This is a genomic window from Arthrobacter sp. D1-17, assembly GCF_054130535.1.
The window spans coordinates 2,688,233-2,710,461 of record NZ_CP096382.1; the positions used below are offsets into that span (position 1 = coordinate 2,688,233).

12 protein-coding genes and 3 rRNA genes are annotated in these 22,229 nt (G+C 62.8%); 5 read left to right on the top strand and 10 right to left on the bottom strand.

Translation table 11 applies throughout. The annotated features are described in order from the left end of the window. Window positions 1–10 precede the first annotated feature (10 nt). Together M1E01_RS12515 and M1E01_RS12520 are read right to left on the bottom strand one after the other, a co-directional pair. A complete protein-coding gene (locus M1E01_RS12515) occupies window positions 11–1,000 on the bottom strand; it encodes an HAD-IIA family hydrolase (protein WP_457971910.1) in 990 nt (329 codons plus the stop codon). Between the two features lie 6 nt (window positions 1,001–1,006). Beyond that, the gene (locus tag M1E01_RS12520; protein ID WP_457971911.1) at window positions 1,007–2,008 is read right to left on the bottom strand and encodes a hypothetical protein; all 1,002 of its coding nucleotides are present in this window, start codon (window positions 2,006–2,008) and stop codon (window positions 1,007–1,009) included. On the opposite strand from M1E01_RS12520, the gene M1E01_RS12525 reads away from it, so the two are divergent. The 3 genes from M1E01_RS12525 (at window position 1,973) to M1E01_RS12535 (ending at window position 7,457) form a co-directional block, all read left to right on the top strand. After that, window positions 1,973–2,890, top strand: a complete 918-nt coding sequence (locus M1E01_RS12525) for a hypothetical protein (RefSeq protein ID WP_457971912.1) — start codon at window positions 1,973–1,975, stop codon at window positions 2,888–2,890. The genes M1E01_RS12520 and M1E01_RS12525 overlap by 36 nt on opposite strands. 421 nt (window positions 2,891–3,311) lie before the next feature. Then, window positions 3,312–5,363: a cytochrome c oxidase assembly protein gene (locus M1E01_RS12530; protein WP_457971913.1), complete on the top strand. Its 2,052-nt coding sequence runs from the start codon at window positions 3,312–3,314 to the stop codon at window positions 5,361–5,363. Window positions 5,364–5,444: 81 nt separating this feature from the next. Then, the gene (locus M1E01_RS12535; protein WP_457971914.1) at window positions 5,445–7,457 is read left to right on the top strand and encodes a multicopper oxidase family protein; all 2,013 of its coding nucleotides are present in this window, start codon (window positions 5,445–5,447) and stop codon (window positions 7,455–7,457) included. A gap of 190 nt (window positions 7,458–7,647) precedes the next feature. Here the strand turns inward: M1E01_RS12535 and rrf are convergent. From rrf to M1E01_RS12565, 6 genes are all read right to left on the bottom strand, one after another. Further along, window positions 7,648–7,764 (bottom strand): 5S ribosomal RNA (gene rrf, locus M1E01_RS12540). Window positions 7,765–7,998: 234 nt separating this feature from the next. Further along, window positions 7,999–11,137, bottom strand: a 23S ribosomal RNA gene (locus tag M1E01_RS12545). 530 nt (window positions 11,138–11,667) lie between these two features. Then, window positions 11,668–13,193: ribosomal RNA gene (locus tag M1E01_RS12550) — 16S ribosomal RNA — on the bottom strand. The 16S, 23S and 5S rRNA genes sit together here, the layout of an rRNA operon. Window positions 13,194–13,702: 509 nt before the next feature. After that, window positions 13,703–15,016: a tyrosine--tRNA ligase gene (tyrS, locus tag M1E01_RS12555; RefSeq protein WP_457971915.1), complete on the bottom strand. Its 1,314-nt coding sequence runs from the start codon at window positions 15,014–15,016 to the stop codon at window positions 13,703–13,705. A gap of 85 nt (window positions 15,017–15,101) precedes the next feature. After that, on the bottom strand, window positions 15,102–17,330 hold the full coding sequence (locus M1E01_RS12560; RefSeq protein WP_457971916.1) for a HelD family protein: 2,229 nt from the start codon (window positions 17,328–17,330) through the stop codon (window positions 15,102–15,104). Window positions 17,331–17,476: 146 nt separating this feature from the next. Beyond that, on the bottom strand, window positions 17,477–18,124 hold the full coding sequence (locus M1E01_RS12565) for a DNA-3-methyladenine glycosylase (RefSeq protein WP_457971917.1): 648 nt from the start codon (window positions 18,122–18,124) through the stop codon (window positions 17,477–17,479). An 83-nt stretch (window positions 18,125–18,207) separates the two neighbouring features. Between M1E01_RS12565 and M1E01_RS12570 the strand changes: the two genes are divergently transcribed. Next, the gene (locus M1E01_RS12570; RefSeq protein WP_457971918.1) at window positions 18,208–19,830 is read left to right on the top strand and encodes a DNA-3-methyladenine glycosylase 2 family protein; all 1,623 of its coding nucleotides are present in this window, start codon (window positions 18,208–18,210) and stop codon (window positions 19,828–19,830) included. A gap of 49 nt (window positions 19,831–19,879) precedes the next feature. After that, window positions 19,880–20,416 (top strand): methylated-DNA--[protein]-cysteine S-methyltransferase, encoded by a 537-nt coding sequence (locus tag M1E01_RS12575; RefSeq protein WP_457974958.1) that lies wholly within the window; start codon window positions 19,880–19,882, stop codon window positions 20,414–20,416. A 34-nt stretch (window positions 20,417–20,450) separates the two neighbouring features. Here the strand turns inward: M1E01_RS12575 and M1E01_RS12580 are convergent, their stop codons facing one another. Continuing rightward, window positions 20,451–21,080 carry a cysteine hydrolase family protein gene (locus M1E01_RS12580; protein ID WP_457971919.1) on the bottom strand — a complete coding sequence of 210 codons (630 nt, stop codon included), beginning with the start codon at window positions 21,078–21,080 and terminating at the stop codon, window positions 20,451–20,453. A gap of 46 nt (window positions 21,081–21,126) precedes the next feature. Next, on the bottom strand, window positions 21,127–22,221 hold the full coding sequence (locus tag M1E01_RS12585) for an LLM class flavin-dependent oxidoreductase (protein WP_457971920.1): 1,095 nt from the start codon (window positions 22,219–22,221) through the stop codon (window positions 21,127–21,129). Window positions 22,222–22,229: the final 8 nt, after the last annotated feature.

Genomic DNA, 22,229 nt, shown 5'->3' on the forward strand with positions numbered 1-22,229 from the left:
TCTATTGATTCTATTGATCCAGCCATTCCAGCATCGGAGCAGTGGGTTCCGGAGCCTGCGGACGCGCATTCCACCAGGCGGCGCAGGCCGCCCGCCAGGAGTCCAGGTTTTCCTCCCCACCGCTGATCCGGACTGTGTCTCCGGCCACGGTAGCGATCGCGCCGCCGCAACGGAACGTCCCGGCGTCGTGCTCCACGGCCGGATACGGCTGGTACAGTCCCGTCAGATCTGGAATGAGGAAGTCGGGGCGCTCCTCGGTGCGCGCCGCAAGGATCGTTTCCCGCGTGTCGACGCCGGTCAGCACCGCCACGGTGGCAAAGCCGGCGCGGTTCCCGCCCAGGATGTCGGTGTCCAGGCGGTCCCCCACCACGAGCGGGCGGTCGGCCGCGAGGCGCTTCGCGGCAGCGTGGAACAGCGGCGCCTCGGGCTTGCCCGCGATACGTGGGTATTGGCGGGTCGCGGCGGCTACAGCACCCACGAGCGTGCCGTTCCCCGGCGCCATTCCCCGTGCCTGCGGGATGGACATGTCTGTATTGGTGGCCACCCACAGGGCGCCGCCAGCTACTACGTAAGAAGCCTCAGCCAGGTCCTTCCACCCGATCTCCGGGTTGAAACCCTGCGCCACTGCAACCGGGTGTTCCGCTGCACTGTGCACGGGCTTCAGTCCAACCAGCTCGATCTCGTGGGCCAAAGCAGGGCTGCCGGTGATCAAAACGGCGGCTCCTGCCGGCAGGAGCGAAGCAAGCAATTCCGCTGCCGCCTGCGACGAACTCACCACCTGATGGTCCTCTGCCGGGGCTCCCAGCTCGCGCAGGTGTGCCGCCACCTGCGCGGGAGTCCGGGATGCGTTATTGGTCACGTAGCCAAGCCCGACGCCGATACCCTCAAGCCGCTGCAGCGAGTCCACAGCGCCGGGGATGGCGTGGGGCCCGGCGTACACCACCCCGTCGAGGTCGGAGAGCAGCGCGTCGAAACGAGAGATCAGATGGGAATCAGTCATGCGTGCCTAGTCCTCTGAGCCTTCGTGCCTGCGGTCGTCGTGCAGTGTTTCTTCGCCGTGCGCTGCTTCCTCGTGCACTGCTTCTTCGTGCACTGCTTCTTCGTGCACTGCTTCTTCGTCTTCGATTTCTGCCGAATCCGCATCGGACTCGGCGTCGTCGGAGGTGAAATGGTCCGCTTCGGCGTCGTCAAGGTTGTCCCCCAATGCTGCGCTCTCCGCTGGGGACGCTTGGTGTTCTGCTTCCGGGGTGACCTCTGCGGCCTGCTGGGCGGGCGTGGTGCGGGCAGCCTGCGGCGCGGCATCTGCTGCAGCCTCGGCTATCAGCCGCTTGCGCTCGGCCGCCTCGCGCGCTTCCTCTTCCTCGTCCCAGCCGAGGTCGATAATCTCCGGTTCCTCCGCAATGCCCATGCCCAGGGCCTCCTCAGCCACGACGGCCTGGCGTTGCCACTTCTCCGCCTCGACGGTACGTCCAACGGCGCTCAAGGCATCTGCGTACGCGCGGAAAAGGCGGGGGCTGTAGGAGAAGGCGCGGTTGATGTCCAGCTGCGGGATCTCCAGCTCAGCCACTGCAGCATCGAGCTGGCCAAGGTCGGCGCGGGCACCGGACGCGACCATTGCCAGTTCCACCTTGCCGGGGGCGTCCAGGTCATGGGCCTCCTCCGAGCGGGCGACATCCAAGGCGCGGTCCGGCCGGCCGAGACCACGTTCGCAGTCCGCCATGACGGGCAGGTGCATGTTGGAGCCGCTGATCCGGCGGTAAGTCCGGAACTCCCGCAGGGCTTCGCCGTAGTGTCCGGCGGCGTAGGCGGTCAAGCCCACAGCTTCGCGGACTGCTGCGAGGCGTCCGCCGCGGCGGCTGGCGGCCAAGGCGTGCTGGAAGGCCAGCTCGGGCTCTTCGTCGAGGAGGCGGCCGGCCATCACCAGGTGTCGCGCCACCCATTCGGCACTCTTGGCCTCCAGGGTTTTGATCTGATGCTGCGTGGCGCGGTCCAGTTCCTTGCCGGTCACGTCCTCATCAATTTCAGGAGAACGCTCGCGGTCCGGGCGGTTGGCGCTGCGGAGGTCCGCTGCGTTCGGGACGCGGACGGGACGGCCCTCTTCCCTGTCCTGGCCGAAGCGACGGGGTCCGGAGTCGCCCCGGTCGAAGCTGCGGGGAGCCCGCTCCTGCCTGTCGCTGAACGGCTTACGCTCACCGCCACCAAAACTCCGGCGCTCATCCCCACCCTCACGGCGCGGACGATCACCAAACGGCTTACGCTCACCGCCACCAAAACTCCGGCGCTCATCCCCACCCTCACGGCGCGGACGATCACCAAACGGCTTACGCTCACCGCCACCAAAACTCCGGCGCTCACCCTCACCCTCACGGCGCGGACGATCACCAAACGGCTTACGCTCACCGCCACCAAAACTCCGGCGCTCACCCTCACCCTCACGGCGCGGACGATCACCAAACGGCTTACGCTCACCGCCACCAAAACTCCGGCGCTCACCCTCACCCTCACGGCGCGGACGATCACCAAACGGCTTACGCTCACCGCCACCAAAACTCCGGCGCTCACCCTCACCCTCACGGCGCGGACGATCACCAAACGGCTTACGCTCACCGCCACCAAAACTCCGGCGCTCACCCTCACCCTCACGGCGCGGACGATCACCAAACGGCTTACGCTCACCGCCACCAAAACTCCGGCGCTCACCCTCACCCTCACGGCGCGGACGATCACCAAACGGCTTACGCTCACCGCCACCAAAACTCCGGCGCTCACCCTCACCCTCACGGCGCGGACGATCACCAAACGGCTTACGCTCACCGTCGCCGGATGGACGGCGAGGGCCATCGGCGCCGCGACCGTCCCGGGCACGGAAGCCCCTGGGGTCGCCCCCTGAGTTGTTGGTCCCCCTGAAAGGACCGCCCCGCCCGCGGTTGCTGCCCGAGTTGCCGCTGTCGTGTTCGTGGCGCTTGCCGCCGTCGTGCTCAGCCATTGTGGATGCCTCCTGTAGTGAGCCGACCACTGGCGCGATGCGCAGCCGCTCGTATCCTTGTTTTATTGTTCTGCGCCACGCCACCTGGTGTTGTCTGGCGCCCGCTTATCTCCTGCAATTCTAGGCGAGAGGGTACGCACTTCCGAACCTCGGGACGGTTATCAGGGCAGGCGTGTGAATGGTCACAGACCGCCCCGAGCGTGTCCTCGGGCCTCATCACCCCGCCCCAGCGGCACTGGTCGGGACTCTTTCACCCCATGCAGCCACAGGGAATCCCCAAGGGTGTCTGGTGAGACTGGGCCAAGAGACACGCCTAGGGGGATCTATGAAGCATTCAACCGTGCGGGCAGTCACGGCCGGAGCCGTTGTCCTGGCCTGTGGCCTTGGGCCCTTTGTCGTCGCCTTTTACCCACAGGCCGCAACCGAAGCCGGTGCGCTGTCCCAGACGGGTTCGGCTGTTGTGTGGGGTTTGCCCTTGGTGAAGTTGATGTTCAATATTGCCGCTGCGGGTGCCCTCGGCTCGCTCGTGCTCGCACTCTTCGCTTTGCCGCCCCAAGGAAGGGCGTTCTCGCGGGCGCTGACGCTCGCCGGGGTCTCGGCGGCCCTTTGGGCACTTGCTGGGGCAGGCATGTCCTTCCTGACATTCCATTCTCTCGCCAATATGGCCCTCTTTTCGGAAGGATCCAGTGTAGCGTTCATCAGCTTTCTGGCAGATGTCGACGCCGGGCGGCGGGGAGCATTGAGCGTCCTGGTGGCCGCCGCCGTCGCACTCCTGTGCTTTGCCGTGAACCATTCAGCCGCGAAGCCCGGTTCTGCCACTACCCGCGCTTCCACCTTGAAACGTCAGCGGCGGGTTGGACTGGCGGCCCTGCTCTCCGTTGCAGGGCTGGTTCCGCTGGCATTGAATTCGCATGCCGCAAGCGGCGGGGGCCACCCCGACAGTACGCTTTCTGTCGTGCTGCACATGGGTGCGGCCGCAATCTGGCTGGGCGGTCTGTTGGCCCTCGTCCTGCTCCGCCGGTCTCTTGACGCCGCAACGGTGGCAACCGTGGTTCGGCGCTATTCCACTCTCGCACTGGTTTCATTTGCCGCATTGGGCGTTTCAGGTCTTCTTGCAGGCTGGGCTGGCCTGGGTTCGTTCGCCGCCCTCATTAGCTCCTACGGGGCAATCCTCTCGGCGAAAAGCGCTGCCTTCATTGTGCTGGGGATCTTTGGGGCGCTTCACCGGCGTTTGATTCTTGCCAGGCTTGAGCGGAACCCGAGTGCGGGCGGCCAGGCGTTTGCCATGCTCGCAGTGGCGGAACTGGCCGTCATGGGGGCCGCGTCCGGACTTGCTGCGGCGCTTGCCCGCACGCCGCCTCCGACAATTGCGGAAGGGGCTCCCCTCGAAGAGGAGGGCCAAATCCCTTCACTCATCGCTGCAGCATCCGCCTGGAAGCTGGACCCGCTGTGGAGCCTTGTCTGCGGAATGGCCGTCTTTCTGTATCTCGCTGGCCTGCACAGGCTGCGCTTGCAGGGCCGAACATGGCCTGTCTACCGGACCGTCCTCTGGCTCGTCGGCGTCGGGCTGCTGTTTCTCGTCACGAACGGCGGACTGCACGCTGCCCAGGAGCACCACATCAGTGCGCACGTGCTGACCCAGATGATCCTTACCGCCGTGATTCCGCTCTTCCTTGTGCCGGCCGCGCCGCTCACCTTGGCAGAAGCAACCGTCCATGGGCGGCACGACGGAACCATCGGCGGCGCGGAGGTGATCGGCAGGGCAGTCCGCTCGGCCCTGACCGCCACGGCAGATCCCATTGCGGCGGCGGTTGGTCTTGCTGCAACGCTGGCCGTCCTTTACTACACACCGCTGCTGCAGTACTCATCGGCCAGCCAACTCGGCTATGCCGCCATGACCGCGCTTGCTCTGGTATCCGGATGCCTGTTCACTGCATCGCTGTGGCGCTCCTTCGGGGTCCCCTCATCCTCAACGGTGACAGTGCGGCTGCTGGCACTGGGTGCCGTGGCGGCGCTTTACGGCTTCCACGGCTGGGCACTGGCCCAGCAGCCTGATCAGCTGCCGGACGCCAGGAGGGAACCCTGGCAGATAACGGTTGATTCCGCCGTCGACCTTTTCTTGAGAGGAGCGGAGCCGGCCGGTGTCGCCATGTGGACCTTGGCCGCCGCCACCCTGGCCTTGGTTGCAGCCGTGATGCTGCTGCAACCGCGTATCAGGTTGGCATCCCTTGAGGATGACCGGGCGGGAACAGAGCACGTCGGGGACTGGACTGAGGCTTCGGCTTCGGCACGCATTGCGGTTGCCCAAGCGGACTCCGGTCCAAATGAGTCCCCCCACGGTCAGCAAACAAGACGCGACTCTCTGATAAGGCCATGAGCGCGCAAGGTTTTTGCAGGGTGAACCCTTCAATCTTCATCTAAAGCATTTGGACAATTCGCGGTATATGGGGAGGTAGCCATGGCAGTTTCACGCCGTCAGGCATTGCAAATTGGCGGGGTCGGCATCATCGGGACTTTGGGGCTGGCTGTGCCGCTCACATCCGTTGATGCCAAGTCTGCGAGCCAGTTGAGTTCCCGGAACATGCCCAGGTTGTACCAGCGCACGCTCCCCATTCCCCCGGTGCTCGCTCCCAAGAGCACTACCATAGGGGCGGACGGCGCCAAGACGCACCTGTACCAGATCGAACAGACCGCCGGCATGGCCAACATCGTTCCCGGGCTGAAAACCCCGATCCTGGGCTACAACGGATCCTTCCCCGGCCCCACCATCAAGGTGAACAAGGACGAACGGATCACGATGGAAATGGACAACCTGCTGCCGCTCTTCCACCCGCAGTGGGGATACCGCCTGGATACGTCCACCCACCTTCATGGTTCGGCGTCGCTTCCCCAGTACGACGGCTATGCCAACGACGTGACCGGCCGCGGACTGTGCAAGGACTACGAGTACCCCAACTTCCAGCCGGCCCGTACCCTCTGGTACCACGATCACGCGGCGCACAACACAGCCCAGAGCGTGTACTCCGGGCTCGCCGGCCAGTACCACCTTCACGACGAGGTTGAGCGGAATCTGCTGCCGCAGGGCAAATTCGATGTGCCGCTGACCATCTCGGACGCCATGTTCGCCAGTAACGGTGCCCTTGGATACAACGACAACACCCATTCAGGCCTTTATGGCGACATCATCCTCGTTAACGGTGCACCGTGGCCAGTGATGAAGGTGCAGCGCCGCATCTACCGCTTCCGCATCCTCAATGCCTCCATCTCCCGCTCCTACAACTTCCGGCTGAGCACAGGCGACGCTGTCACGATGGTGGCGACCGACGGCGGGCTGATGCCGACCGCGAAACAGGTGACTTCCTGGCGGCAGGCCGGTGCGGAACGCTATGAGATCCTCATCGACTTCTCCAAGTACCCCGTGGGCAAGCGTGTTGAACTGCGCAACTTGTCGAACAAAAACAACATCGACTACGACTACACGGGCAGGGTCATGGCATTCGACGTGACCGGGGAAACCGTGGACACGTCGGGACCGGCCGCCAAGGTGATGCCAACCCTGCTGGCGGGCAGCCCAACGATGAACCTGACGCCCTCGCAGTCGGTCAAGACCCGGCACATGCGCCTCAAGCGCGACGGCGATATATGGACCATCGGCGGAATGACCTGGGACGAGGTCATGAAGAGCGGCTACAAAAAGGTCCTGGCCGACCCAAACCTCAACGACATCGAGATCTGGGAATTCGAGAACAGCTCAGGCGGCTGGTTCCATCCCCTGCACATCCACCTGGTGGACTTCAAAATCCTCAGCCGCAACGGCCGGCCGCCCTTCCCCTACGAACAGGGGCCCAAGGACACCGTCTACGTCGGTGAAGGCGAAACGGTGCGCCTGCTCATGCAGTTCGGCCCGCACCGGGGCCGGTACATGATCCACTGCCACAACCTGCCGCACGAAGACCACGACATGATGGGCCAGTTCAGCGTGGGCTACAACCCCAACGACCCCGACCCCAACGACCCCATAGAAGCCGTGAAACCCCATCCGATCGACCCGACAACTCCAGTCCAGGGTGAGCAGGTGACAGCGACATCCAACCCGACCCGGACGGCAGAGACGACGGCAACCGCAACGGCAGAGACCACCCAAACGGGCGGCTCCACGACCACCACCCAGCCGGCTGCTCAACCGGCCACTCAGAAGGACGTCATCACGATCACCACGGCGCGGCACCGGCAGAACAAGGACATCACGTTCGCCGGGACGTCGAGGTACTCGGGGACGGTGACGGCGGCAAGCGTGGTGCTGTATGACGTCACCCCAGGCCGGACGGTCACGAAGATCGGAATGGCGTCCATTAATTCCCTCGGCAACTGGACCTGGACGACCAAGCCCGGTCCGTCCCGGCAGGTCACGATGGTCCGGGCCGACTCGACCCGGGGCGGCACGGCGACGGCGGCAGTACGCACCGACTGAAAGAGCGATTGATCCAGGCCGTTAGAAGCTGAGAGAGCGTCCGCGGATTAGCTGCGAAAAGTGAGGAAGGGTCGGGTGATCGCCGGTAACGAGTGAGAGAGCGTCGGTTGCGCAGTGTGTTGCATGCGCGGTGGTTGTTAAAGTGGGAGAGCCCCAACCGTGTGGTTGGGGCTCTCGACCGTTAATGATTGTCCGGCGGTGACCTACTCTCCCACACCCTCCCGGGTGCAGTACCATCGGCGCTGTGGGTCTTAGCTTCCGGGTTCGGAATGGGACCGGGCGTTTCCCCCACGCTATGACCGCCGTAACCCTGTGACCCGTCCCCCCGCGGTGGCGGGGGTGGGAAAATCTGTGGTTACAACATGCCCTGCCGGTTATGGCAGGTGTGGTGTTGTGCTATTGAGTTGTGGGTTCCCTGGCAGCAAACCCTGCCGGTGGCGGGTTTGTTGGTTGGGAACCACATAGTGGACGCAAGCGCTCTTGGATCTTTTACCCGCCCCGGGTGCAAACGCTTTTGAAGGGGCGTTTGCGGGGTGGGTGTGTGGTGTAAGTTATCGGCCTATTAGTACCGGTCAGCTTCACGAGTCGTTAGTCCTCGCTTCCACATCCGGCCTATCAACCCAGTGGTCTGGCTGGGGGCCTCTCACACACAAGGTGTATGGAAATCTCATCTCGAAGCGAGCTTCCCGCTTAGATGCTTTCAGCGGTTATCCCATCCGAACGTAGCTAATCAGCGGTGCACTTGGCAGTACAACTGACACACCAGAGGTTCGTCCGTCCCGGTCCTCTCGTACTAAGGACAGCCCTTCTCAAATTTCCTGCGCGCGCAGCGGATAGGGACCGAACTGTCTCACGACGTTCTAAACCCAGCTCGCGTACCGCTTTAATGGGCGAACAGCCCAACCCTTGGGACCTACTCCAGCCCCAGGATGCGACGAGCCGACATCGAGGTGCCAAACCATGCCGTCGATATGGACTCTTGGGCAAGATCAGCCTGTTATCCCCGAGGTACCTTTTATCCGTTGAGCGACGGCCATTCCACAATGTACCGCCGGATCACTAGTCCCGACTTTCGTCCCTGCTCGAGATGTCTCTCTCACAGTCAAGCTCCCTTGTGCACTTACACTCGACACCTGATTGCCAACCAGGCTGAGGGAACCTTTGGGCGCCTCCGTTACTTTTTAGGAGGCAACCGCCCCAGTTAAACTACCCATCAGGCACTGTCCCTGACCCGGATTACGGGCCGAAGTTAGATGTCCAAAGTGACCAGAGTGGTATTTCAACGATGACTCCACCCGAACTGGCGTCCGGGCTTCAACGTCTCCCACCTATCCTACACAAGCCACTCCGAACACCAATACCAAACTATAGTAAAGGTCTCGGGGTCTTTCCGTCCTGCTGCGCGTAACGAGCATCTTTACTCGTACTGCAATTTCGCCGAGTTTATGGTTGAGACAGCGGGGAAGTCGTTACTCCATTCGTGCAGGTCGGAACTTACCCGACAAGGAATTTCGCTACCTTAGGATGGTTATAGTTACCACCGCCGTTTACTGGGGCTTGAATTCTCAGCTTCGCCTTGCGGCTAACCGGTCCTCTTAACCTTCCAGCACCGGGCAGGAGTCAGTCCGTATACATCGTCTTGCGACTTCGCACGGACCTGTGTTTTTAGTAAACAGTCGCTTCCCCCTGGTCTCTGCGGCCCCGATCCCCTCCCACCAGCAAGTGGTGTTCAAGGTTGGGGCCCCCCTTCTCCCGAAGTTACGGGGGCATTTTGCCGAGTTCCTTAACCATAATTCTCTCGATCGCCTTAGTATTCTCTACCTGATCACCTGTGTCGGTTTGGGGTACGGGCGGCTAAAACCTCGCGCCGATGCTTTTCTCGACAGCATAGGATCACCGAATCCCCCCAAACGGGGGTCCCATCAGATCTCAGGCACATGAACGGCGGATTTGCCTACCGTTCGCCCTACATCCTTAGACCGGGACAACCATCGCCCGGCTCGGCTACCTTCCTGCGTCACACCTGTTAATACGCTTGCCTCCCGGGATCAGATCCCGCGCTCCACCAAAACCCGCACACCACAAGGGTGATTGGGCAGGCTTCGGGCGGTTAGTATCCCCCGTTCAGCATGGGCGGTTTTTCGCCGGTACGGGAATATCAACCCGTTGTCCATCGACTACGCCTGTCGGCCTCGCCTTAGGTCCCGACTTACCCAGGGCAGATTAGCTTGACCCTGGAACCCTTGATCATCCGGCGGACGGGTTTCTCACCCGTCTTTCGCTACTCATGCCTGCATTCTCACTCGTGTAGGCTCCACCGCTGGTTTACACCGCGACTTCACCGCCCACACGACGCTCCCCTACCCATCCACACTCCTGAACCACAAAGGCTTAGAACACGTGTGAATGCCACAACTTCGGCGGTGTACTTGAGCCCCGCTACATTGTCGGCGCGGAATCACTTGACCAGTGAGCTATTACGCACTCTTTTAAGGATGGCTGCTTCTAAGCCAACCTCCTGGTTGTCTTCGCAACTCCACATCCTTTCCCACTTAGCACACGCTTAGGGGCCTTAGTTGGTGGTCTGGGCTGTTTCCCTCTCGACTATGAAGCTTATCCCCCACAGTCTCACTGCTGCGCTCTGACTTACCGGCATTCGGAGTTTGGCTGACGTCAGTAACCTTGTAGGGCCCATTAGCCATCCAGTAGCTCTACCTCCGGCAAGAAACACGCAACGCTGCACCTAAATGCATTTCGGGGAGAACCAGCTATCACGAAGTTTGATTGGCCTTTCACCCCTACCCACAGCTCATCCCCTCCATTTTCAACTGAAGTGGGTTCGGTCCTCCACGACGTCTTACCGTCGCTTCAACCTGGCCATGGGTAGATCACTTCGCTTCGGGTCTAGATCACGCCACTGCAACGCCCTGTTCAGACTCGCTTTCGCTACGGCTTCCCCACACGGGTTAACCTCGCGACGTAACACTAACTCGCAGGCTCATTCTTCAAAAGGCACGCCGTCACAACTACTATGCACACAAGGTGCGGTTGCTCCGACGGATTGTAAGCACACGGTTTCAGGTACTGTTTCACTCCCCTCCCGGGGTACTTTTCACCTTTCCCTCACGGTACTGGTCCGCTATCGGTCATTAGGGAGTATTTAGGCTTATCAGGTGGTCCTGACAGATTCACACGGGATTTCTCGGGCCCCGTGCTACTTGGGATACTCTCCAGGCGGTGCACAACATTACGGTTACGGGGCTCACACCCTCTACGGCCGGCCTTTCAAGACCGTTCACCTATGCCAGCACTTCACACCCTCCCGGTCCGGCAGAACCAGGAAAGAAAGTCCCACAACCCCGCCCATGCAACGCCCGCCGGCTATCACACATGGAAACGGTTTAGCCTGATCCGCGTTCGCTCGCCACTACTAACGGAATCACTATTGTTTTCTCTTCCTGCGGGTACTGAGATGTTTCACTTCCCCGCGTTCCCCCCACGCACCCTATGTGTTCAGATGCGGGTCACCAGATCACTCGCGCGTCTGGCGGGGTTTCCCCATTCGGACACCCTGGGATCACAGTCCGGTTATCGACTCCCCCAGGCTTATCGCAGATTCCTACGTCCTTCTTCGGCTCCTAATGCCAAGGCATCCACCGTGTGCTCTTAAAAACTTGACCACAAAGATCAATCAGAAATTTCGAGAGAACCACAGAAACCAACCACACCCCACAAAAAACAGGGCACAGCCAGATCCAGGTTCATATTCTTGGAAATTGCTTCTTATAAAAGATGCTCGCGTCCACTATGTAGTTCTCAAACAACAACCCCAAACCACACACCCCACACACCCCCCAAAGGGAGAACAAACCGTGCGATCGGTGCAGCCAGGAAACCAGAAACAAACAAACCCCGGAACCCCCCGCAGCCACCCGCCCCAAAGGACACGCCACCACGAAAAACCCCGGCCCTGTTGCCTCAGGACCCAACAGTGTGCCAAACACGAAACCACCCACTCCCCCGCCCCGCCGTTCCAGGACACCCAAAAGCATCCGTACCAGACGAAGAAAAGAACCAAGCGGCCGCTATTCATTGATATTCCACCCATGAGCACCCGCCGCAGAACGATCGCCTGCGCAACGGGCCTTTACTCCTGACAAACCCGCCACCGGCGCCTACACGCCGGCACGAATCCGTAGGTGCTCCTTAGAAAGGAGGTGATCCAGCCGCACCTTCCGGTACGGCTACCTTGTTACGACTTAGTCCCAATCGCCAGTCCCACCTTCGACGGCTCCCTCCCACAAGGGGTTAGGCCACCGGCTTCGGGTGTTACCAACTTTCGTGACTTGACGGGCGGTGTGTACAAGGCCCGGGAACGTATTCACCGCAGCGTTGCTGATCTGCGATTACTAGCGACTCCGACTTCATGGGGTCGAGTTGCAGACCCCAATCCGAACTGAGACCGGCTTTTTGGGATTAGCTCCACCTCACAGTATCGCAACCCTTTGTACCGGCCATTGTAGCATGCGTGAAGCCCAAGACATAAGGGGCATGATGATTTGACGTCGTCCCCACCTTCCTCCGAGTTGACCCCGGCAGTCTCCCATGAGTCCCCGCCATAACGCGCTGGCAACATGGAACGAGGGTTGCGCTCGTTGCGGGACTTAACCCAACATCTCACGACACGAGCTGACGACAACCATGCACCACCTGTGAACCGGCCCCAAAAGGAGAAACCACATCTCTGCGGCGGTCCGGTCCATGTCAAGCCTTGGTAAGGTTCTTCGCGTTGCATCGAATTAATCCGCATGCTCCGCCGCTTGTGCGGGCCCCCGTCAATTCCTTTGAGTTTTAGCCTTGCGGCCGTACTCCCCAGGCGGGGCACTTAATGCGTTAGCTACGGCGCGGAAAACGTGGAATGTCCCCCACACCTAGTGCCCAACGTTTACGGCATGGACTACCAGGGTATCTAATCCTGTTCGCTCCCCATGCTTTCGCTCCTCAGCGTCAGTTAATGCCCAGAGACCTGCCTTCGCCATCGGTGTTCCTCCTGATATCTGCGCATTTCACCGCTACACCAGGAATTCCAGTCTCCCCTACATCACTCTAGCCTGCCCGTACCCACCGCAGATCCGGAGTTGAGCCCCGGACTTTCACGGCAGACGCGACAAACCGCCTACGAGCTCTTTACGCCCAATAATTCCGGATAACGCTTGCGCCCTACGTATTACCGCGGCTGCTGGCACGTAGTTAGCCGGCGCTTCTTCTGCAGGTACCGTCACTTTCGCTTCTTCCCTACTGAAAGAGGTTTACAACCCGAAGGCCGTCATCCCTCACGCGGCGTCGCTGCATCAGGCTTGCGCCCATTGTGCAATATTCCCCACTGCTGCCTCCCGTAGGAGTCTGGGCCGTGTCTCAGTCCCAGTGTGGCCGGTCACCCTCTCAGGCCGGCTACCCGTCGTCGCCTTGGTGAGCCATTACCTCACCAACAAGCTGATAGGCCGCGAGTCCATCCAAAACCACAAAAGCTTTCCACCCCCCACCATGCGATGAGGAGTCATATCCGGTATTAGACCCAGTTTCCCAGGCTTATCCCAGAGTCAAGGGCAGGTTACTCACGTGTTACTCACCCGTTCGCCACTAATCCCCGGTGCAAGCACCGGATCATCGTTCGACTTGCATGTGTTAAGCACGCCGCCAGCGTTCATCCTGAGCCAGGATCAAACTCTCCGTTGAAGTAAAACAGACACAACCAACACCCCCGGAAATAACAGGAACGAAGGCTGCACAAAATTTGAAACCAGCCAAAACACCAGACCACACCCACAGGGGCAGGCGCAGCCCGGCAATTCAACCAATTTAATAAAAAATCGGTATCAACAAACTTGGCACACTATTGAGTTCTCAAACAACAGACACATTCGAATACTTCGCTCGGCAATCTACATTTTAATTTGTAAATTATATTCGCCTTGCATTTCTTCGCTGCGATGTTTACAGCTTATTTCATTCATTTTCACTTTGCAAATCCCGGTTGTTTTCCCGATATTCACCCCGTGAAGCCGATTCCGCCCATAGCGAAGAGAAGCTTTTCTTCTTTTCATGCTTTTGCACGCGAAAAATTGCTTCTCAGATTAAGGGGGTTTGTTCACCGCTCAGCGGCGGCGACTCAGAAAACAATACACGCTCCCCCGGGCCCGCGCAAATCGGCCCGGGGGAGCGTGCAGAAGGTAGTTGACGGGGTGTTAGATGCCCGACACCTGGACGGTGGCGAGGTTCTTTTTGCCCCGGCGCAGCAGCAGGTATTTTCCGTGCAGCAGCTCTGATACGGGGATAACGGCATCCGGGTCAGACACTTTCGCATTGTTGACGTAGGCACCGCCTTCGCCGACCACCCGGCGTGCCGCCGACTTGCTCTCCGACAGGCCCGAGGCGACAAGCAGGTCGATGATTCCAAGGCCGGCCCCGTCCACGGAAGTTGAGGGCAGCTCCGAGGTGGCGGCAGCGAGCGTCGGCTCGTCAAGCAGGGACAGGTCACCGTTGCCGAACACCGCAGCCGATGCCGCAATTACCTTCTCGGTGGCATCGACACCGTGAACCAGCGAAGTCACTTCGTAGGCCAGCTTCCGCTGACCCTCGCGAGCGAACGGACGCTCAGCAACTGCTTCTGCCAGCGCCTCAATCTCGGAACGGCCCAGGAAGGTGAAGACCTTCAGCCGGGGCACGACATCGGCATCCGCCGTGTTCAGCCAGAACTGGTAAAACGCGTATGGGCTGCACATGGCCGGATCCAGCCAGATGGCGTTGCCTTCGCTCTTGCCAAACTTCGAGCCGTCCGCGTTGGTGATGAGCGGAGTCCCCAGGGCGTGGACGCTCTTGCCCTCCACCTTGCGGATGAGTTCGGTGCCGCTGGTCAGGTTGCCCCACTGGTCCGAACCGCCCGTCTGCAGCACGCAGCCGTAGTCCCGGTACAGCTGCAGGTAGTCCATGCCCTGCAGGATCTGGTAGCTGAACTCGGTGTAGCTGATGCCCTCTTCGGAGTTGAGGCGGGACGCCACTGCATCCTTGCGCAGCATCGTGCCTACACGGAAGTGCTTACCCACCTCACGCAGGAAGTCGATGGCGGAAAGCGGCGCGGTCCAGTCGAGGTTGTTGACCATGCGGGCGGCATTGGCACCTTCGAAGCTGAGGAACCTGCGGACCTGTGCCTGCAGGTAGCCAACCCACTCGGTGACAGTGTCCTTCGTGTTCAGGGTGCGTTCGGCCGTAGGCCTTGGGTCACCGATGAGGCCAGTGGAGCCGCCAACGAGGCCCAACGGCTTGTGCCCGGCCAGCTGCAGGCGCCTCATGAGGAGGAGCTGGACCAGGTTCCCCAGGTGCAGGCTGGGAGCCGTCGGGTCGAATCCGCAATAGTACGTGACCGGGTCTCCGGCGAGCAGTTTCTCCAGTTCCACCTCGTCGGTGGATACGTGGACAAGGCCGCGCCATTTGAGCTCCTGCCAGATGTTGGCGAAGCTGGGGTCGTTCTGCTGGGATTCTAGGTCGTTTACGTGTGACACGCTTTCTAAGGTAGCAGTATCGGCGGTCAGGAGCGCTGCGGGCCAGACGCCCCTGACCGGACCGTGGGGACGAGCTCCGGGGCTCCTAGCGCTCGATGCCTGGCGGGACTTCTGCTGCGGCGATAAGGCGCAGCCTCTGGGTGGGCCTGGTCATGGCGACATAGAGGTCTCCCACCCGGCCGTGCTCATGGTTGAGCATGGCGGCCGGCTCAAGGACCACCACGGCGTCGAACTCGAGCCCCTTGGCTTCCCTCGGGCTGATCACCACGACGTCCTGTTCGTAGCTGCCGGCACCGGTCCCGATACGGCGCCCGTAGACGGCGCGCAGCGCAGACGTGGCCTCCGGCAGGAGGTCACCGTCGGCAATCACGGCGAGCAGGCCGCCGTCGATCGCGTCCAGCTCTTCCGGGAGCACCTCCACCAGGCGGCTAACGATCCCGCCAGGCGCGACCCGGTCGATGATGGGTTCCCAGCTGCCCTCGCGGACTGCCTTCGGAGCGGACACCACGAGCCCGGCAGCGTTGGCCATCCGGGCAGCGGCTTCAGCAATCTGCGACGGCGTGCGGTAGTTGACGGTGAGTTCCTCCATCTGCCAGCGCTTGCCGAACATCGGCGCAAGCGCGCCCTGCCACGACTTGGCTCCGGCGACCGAACTGGTCTGGGCGATGTCCCCCACGATGGTGAACGACTTCAGCGGGCAGCGGCGGACGAGGAGGCGCCATTGCATGGGCGAGAGCTCCTGCGCTTCATCCACCACGATGTGGCCGAATGCCCAGGTGCGGTCGCTGGTGGCCCGCTCCGCGGCGGTCAGGCGTGCCTCGCGCTCCCGGTTCTGCTCCACGAGCTCCTCGGCCGACATGAGGACATCGACGCCGGCAGTCTCCATGTTGACAAGTGTCTGGCGGGCGTTGGCCAGGTCGCGGGCGCGGTCGTGTTCCTGCTGGGCGAGGCCCCTGCCCGCTGCGGGGTCGAGTTCACCGAGCAGCTCGGCTGCCTCATCCAGGAGCGGAACATCCGCCTCGGTCCAGGGAGCGTCGGGGGCACGGAGCAGGAGCTGGCGCTCCCGGGGAGTCAGACGCGGAGTGCAGGCTTCCAGGATGGCTGGCTTGCTCAGCAGTTCACTGACGAGCTTTTCCGGCGTCATCGGCATCCAGCAGAGGTTGAGCGCGATGCGGACGTCCCGGGCGGAACGGACATCCTCAGCCAGGTAGGACCTATCGGCGTTGTTACCGAGGTTGCCCGCTTCAACCATTTCAGTCAGCTGCTCGGTCAGCTCGCGCAGAAGGATCTTCACGAACGTGAGTCGGGCCTCGTTGTGCGGCTTGCCGGTGGAACGGGCGCGTTCACGGGCACGGCGGACCTGCCGCGGCGTAAGGGTTAGCTTGCGGCCGTCCACTTCGAGGATGCGGTTTTCCGCAGGAAGACGCTGCCTGTTCGCAACGGCGTTGGCGATGACGTCCGCCATGTCCAGCCGCCCCTTGATGGCCGCCACCTCCGCTTCCTGCTCAGGCACGGCATTGATGCCGGGCATCAGCCGGCCAAGGCTCGCCATAACCACGCCGGTTTCACCGAGCGACGGCAGGACGCGCTCGATGTACTTCATGAAGGACGACGACGGACCCACGAGCAGCACACCGGCCGTCTTAAGCCTGTCCCGGTGCGTATAGAGAAGGTACGCGGCGCGGTGCAGCGCTACGGCAGTCTTTCCGGTTCCGGGGCCGCCCTGGACCACGAGCGCGCCTGAAATGGAGGAGCGGATGATCCGGTCCTGTTCCGACTGGATGGTGCCCACGATGTCGGACATTCGGCCGGTCCGCTTGGAGTTCAGGGCAGCGAGCAGGGCACCCTCCCCCTGCAGCGAATTGCTGTCCGTGAGCATGTCGGGGTCGAGGACGTCGTCTTCAATGGCCTTGACCTCACGGCCCTGCAGGATCAGGTGCCTGCGCCTGCGCACACCCTGGCGGTCAAAGGCCGTGGCCTGGTAGAAGTGGCCGGCCTCAGGGGCGCGCCAGTCCACCATGAGCCGCTGCAGGTCATCGGTGGTGAGGCCGATGCGGCCGATGTACTGCGCTTCACCCGAGTCCAGGTCCAGCCGGCCGAACACCAGCCGGTCATCGACGGCGTCAAGCTGCGCCAGGCGGTCCTCGTACAGTGCGGCGAAGGCGTCGCGTTCAGAAACGTTCTGCATAGTGCCCACCGCTCCGGCACGGCGCACCTGCGCCAACTGGGCGCGCTTTTCCGCGCGCAGCTCATCAAGCCGTGCATACAGGCCGGCAACATAGTCCCGTTCGTGGGCCAATTCGGCATCGAGCATTAACGTTCCCCTATCGCAAAAGACAGACCGTCCATTCTACAACCATTTTTACGAACGCGTCCTTGCCTTCCCGGTATTTCCGGGGCTGTCAGCGTGCCATTCCGCCCGCTGGCACTGGCAGCCGGGAGCATCACGGACCGCAGGGGTCAGGTTCGCGCGGCACGCACCTTCGCGGCCTTGTATCGGGAGACTGTGGGGTCACCTGTGAGCCAGAACCGCCACGGGTAGTCGTGGGATCCCCCGTGCCCTGCCACACCCACCCGTGGTCCTGAGCTGACGTCTCCGGCCGGGACAGCAGGCAGCTCCAGTCCGAACGGGTGGATGAGCGCATCCCTGCCGCTGTCCGCCGTCGTCAGTCCCAGTGCAGTGGCCAAGCGGGCGGGTCCGCTGGCAAGGTCCTTGGACGCTTTGGACGTCGGCCGCCTCGCCGCCGCCAGCGGCAACCCGTCCACCACCTCGCCCGCGCGCAGCAGCACGGCGGACGCGTGGCCGTCCGGTCCGCAGACGAGGTTGGCGCAGTAGTGCATTCCGTACGTGAAGTAGACGTAGAGATGGCCGGCGGGGCCGAACATCGGCGCATTGCGGCCGGTGGGGCCGCGGAAGGTATGGGAACCGGGGTCCGGATGCAGGGAATCGCCGGGCCCCATGTAGGCCTCCAACTCGGTGATCCGCACGGACACGGATCCCTCCGGGCTGTGGTGGGTGAGGACGGCCCCAAGAAGCAGGGGCGCCACTTCCCGTGCATCCCCCGACAGGAATTCCCGCACCTCGTTCCGCTGGAGCTCGTTATGCATGCTCCGACTTTACCGACAGGCCGCCCAACGGCCATGTCCGATTTCCGCTAGCTGCCCCTTCCCCAGACTGGCAGGATGGACACATGGACTTCTGGCAGCGCTATCGTGCCATCGACGCACGGGACACCCGTTTCGACGGGCAGTTCTATACGGCGGTGCGGAGCACGGGCATCTACTGCAGGCCTTCCTGCCCGGCGAGGACGCCGAAGGCCGACAACGTCACCTTCTATGAGACCTCCGCTGCCGCCCATGACGCGGGCTACCGCGCCTGCAAGCGCTGCCTCCCCGAAGCTGTGCCGGGCACGCCGGCCTGGAACCTACGTTCCGATATTGCCGGACGGGCCATGCGTCTCATCAACGACGGCGTTATCAACCGCGACGGCGTGGAAGGGCTGGCCGCACGGCTGGGGTACTCGTCCCGGCAGCTGAACAGGATCCTCACCCAGGAGCTCGGCGCCGGCCCGCTCTCCCTCGCCCGGGCGGGCAGGGCCCAGACCGCGCGGACGCTGCTCGTGTCCACGTCCATGAAATTTGCAGACGTCGCGTTTGCCGCCGGATTCAGCAGCGTGCGCCAGTTCAACGAAACCATGGGCGAGGTGTTCGCCATGACGCCTACCGCGCTGCGTGCCACCGCACACCGTCATCCGGCACCGGCAACCAGCACGGCCCTCACCTTGAATCTCCCCTACCGCGAGCCCTTCGATCCGGGCATTTTCAGCTTCCTTGCTGTCCGGGCCATCCCGGGAATCGAGTCCGGAACAGCCACCTCCTACGCCAGGACCCTCCGGCTGCCGCACGGCCATGCCCGGTTCACAGTGGAATACAACACAGCCGCCAACAACACTGCGGAATACAAGACTGCGGAATACAAGACTGCAGGGGACGATGGCGGCACCCGGGGACGGCCCCTGGTACTCACTATCGGCGCGGCGGACCTGAGGGATCTGCCTGCGCTCCTCAGCAGGGTCCGCCGGCTTTTGGACCTCGATGCCGACCCCGTCGCGATCGACGAGGCACTTTCGGCTGACCCGCGGCTTTCGGATTCCGTGGCTGAAGCCCCCGGAATCCGGATGCCAGGCGCATTGGACCCGCACGAGCTCCTGATCCGGGCCATGGTGGGACAGCAGATTACCGTGGGCGCAGCCCGGACGGCGCTCACCCGGTTGGCGGCGGCGGGCAGCCCCAGCGTGGTCCCGGGCGAAGGACTCAACAGGCTGTTCCCCACGCCGGAGCAAATTGCGGAGAACGGGCGGGAACTGCTGCGCGGGCCGCAGCGCAGAACCGATGCGCTCGTGGCCGCTTCCGCTGCCCTGGCCGCCAGGGAGCTTGAGTTGGGTTACGGTGATGACCTGCCGGGGCTTCGTTCCAAGCTCCTTCCGCTGGCCGGCATCGGCCCCTGGACCGTGGGATACGTGGCGATGCGTGTCATTGGCGCTCCGGACATTTTCCTGGCCAATGACGCCGCGGTCCGCAACGGCATCCGGAACCTCACCTCAGGGGGTGCTGTCAGCCATCGTGCGGACAAGGGTGGAGGTCCTGCCCCAGCCCCTGTATTCGGCGGCTCTCCTGATATCAGTAGGTCTCCCGATTTCGACGGCGTGAGCCCGTGGCGCTCCTACGCCACCATGCACCTCTGGCGCGCCGCGGCCGCCCCGGACGTGGCCCGCGCTCCGAAGACCACCACGACCACTGAGGCAAGGCGATGACATGACAAGCCAGGACGACATCACACGCCGGGATTTTAGAGGCAATGGAATGACTGTGGAGCATACGGAGACGGCCGGCACTGCGCAGCGGCTGACGATGGCCACTCCGGACGGGCCGTTTACGGTCATCGCCCGGGACGGCGTGGTGCTGGCTTCGGGCTGGACTGCCGATGTCGGTGAACTCACCGGACAGATCCACCCGGCACTGCTGCCTGCCGCCTATGAGAGCGTTGAGGACCTCGGTGCCATCTCCTCTGCGGTGGAAGCCTTCTACGCCGGAAACCCTGCCCCGGCCATGAGCGTTCCGGTGCTCCAGAGGTCGGGCCCCTTCCGGGCGCACGCGTGGGAGGTGCTGCGCACGGTCAGGCCGGGGGCCCCGGTGACCTACACGGAATATGCGGCGCTTGCCGGAAACTCCAAGGCGGTGCGGGCGGCGGCCAGCGCGTGCGCGTTGAACGCCGCAGCGCTGTTCGTTCCGTGCCACCGGGTGGTCCGCACCGACGGCTCCCCCGGCGGCTTCCGGTGGGGACTGCGGATTAAGGAAAGCCTGCTGGCCCGGGAAAAGCAGGTGCTGGCGGCCGGTTGAGCCAGACCGCTCTCCTTGATCCCCCAACCCGTTTCTACCGAATGCTGCGGCCTTGCGCGGCGGAGGTGATGAGGTCGCTCTTGGTCAACGGTGCTCCCGTATGCAGCGCAGTGATCCATGTCGCGGTATCCATGACGGCGGCCCAGTTCGAATGCAGCAGCGCCATGAGGGTCTCGTGGACCTGGCGTGCTGCCGCGGTGCCGGCCTCGTTGGAGAGGTCGATTGCTCCGGTCGCGTCTGCGAGGACTTCGACGGCGAAGCCGAGGGGCTCGGCGGCTGCAGCGGAGGCGAGCACGCAGTTGTTTGTCATGTACCCAACGAGGGTAATCGTGTCGATGCCTTGTTCACGCAGCCAGGCTTCGAGGCCCGTGTCTGCGAAGATGCTGGAGAACTGCTTGCTGATGCGCTTGGCTGCTACGTTCTCGTGGGCGGCTACTTCGGGGTGGTTCTGCCAGGTCGCCGATCCGGAGGCGAACACCGGGACCTCTGCCGGGAGTTCGTGCTGGACCAGCACCACTGGAGTTCCAGTTTGGTGGGCGGTGTCGATCGCGGTCTTGATCCTGGTGATGGACTCATCCCGGGCCGGGTATTGAATCGGGAGCAGCCCGTCGAAGTATTCCTGTTGGGCGTCAATGACGATCAGGGCTCGGCGAGGTGTGGTCATGGGGTTCTCCTTTAGTGGGCGTTGTGAACGTGTGTTGGAATGTGCGCTACTGCGCGGCTGCCGGAAGCGGCGCCTCCAGATAGGGCAGTGCGTAGTGATCGGCAAGCAGGGTGATCCCATGCTGGTCGAGGGTTGCCGAGTGCCCGCCGACAACGAGCATCACCTCATCGACACCGGTCCGCTCGTGCAGGGCTTCGAGGCGGCTAGCGACAGTAGCGGCGGTGCCATGGAAACTGCGGCTGGTGTAGGCGTCCAGGATTTGCTGCTCCTGTATTGTCGCCGGATACGCCTCAACCTCGTCCGGGGGCAGGAGCAGATAACCTTCGCTTTTAAACATGCGCAGCATCGCCATCGCCGACGTTGCCGCCTGCCGTTTTGCCTGAACCGGATCCTCGCTGATGGCCACGGGCACGCTGACGAGGGTGTGCGGCTCGGCGAGCACGTTGGAGGGCTGGAAGTTCTCACGGTAGAGACGCATGGCCGTGTCGATGTCAGCGTCGCCGAACTGCAAAGCGAACGCATACGGCCGGCCGAGCTGCCCGGCCAGCTGTGCTGAGTACGGAGAGGAGCCCAGCACCCACACCTCAGGAGCGGTCGAAGGCGCCGACACCCGGTTTTCCATTGCCTGCCAGGGCCCGGGCACCGCGTGGACGTTCCGGTATGGGTGTCCGGGCGGGAACTCGTCGCCCAGGAACCCGAGCAACTCGAGCACCTGCTGCGGGAATCCGTCGTTGGCATCAGCTCCCCGACGCAGCGCCGCAGCAGTCGCCCCATCAGTGCCTGGGGCGCGTCCCAGCCCAAGATCAATTCGGCCCCGCGCGAGAGCCTCCAGCATCCCGAACTGCTCAGCGATCAGCAGCGGCGAGTGGTTAGGCAGCATTACCCCGCCGGCACCAAGTCGGATGCGCGTCGTCTCGGCGATGAGGCGGGCGACCATCAGCGGCGGTGAGGACACTGAGGTCGCCCCCATTGCATGGTGCTCAGACATCCAGAACCGGTGATAACCCCGCTGATCCGCCTTCCGCGCCAGCGAGATCGTGCCCGCCAGCCCTTCCTCTGCGGTCATCCCGACGCCGGTGCCGCCCGCGGAGAGCACGGACAGCGTGAATGGGGCCGCGCCCGATGGTCGTCCGAACTGCATACAAACTC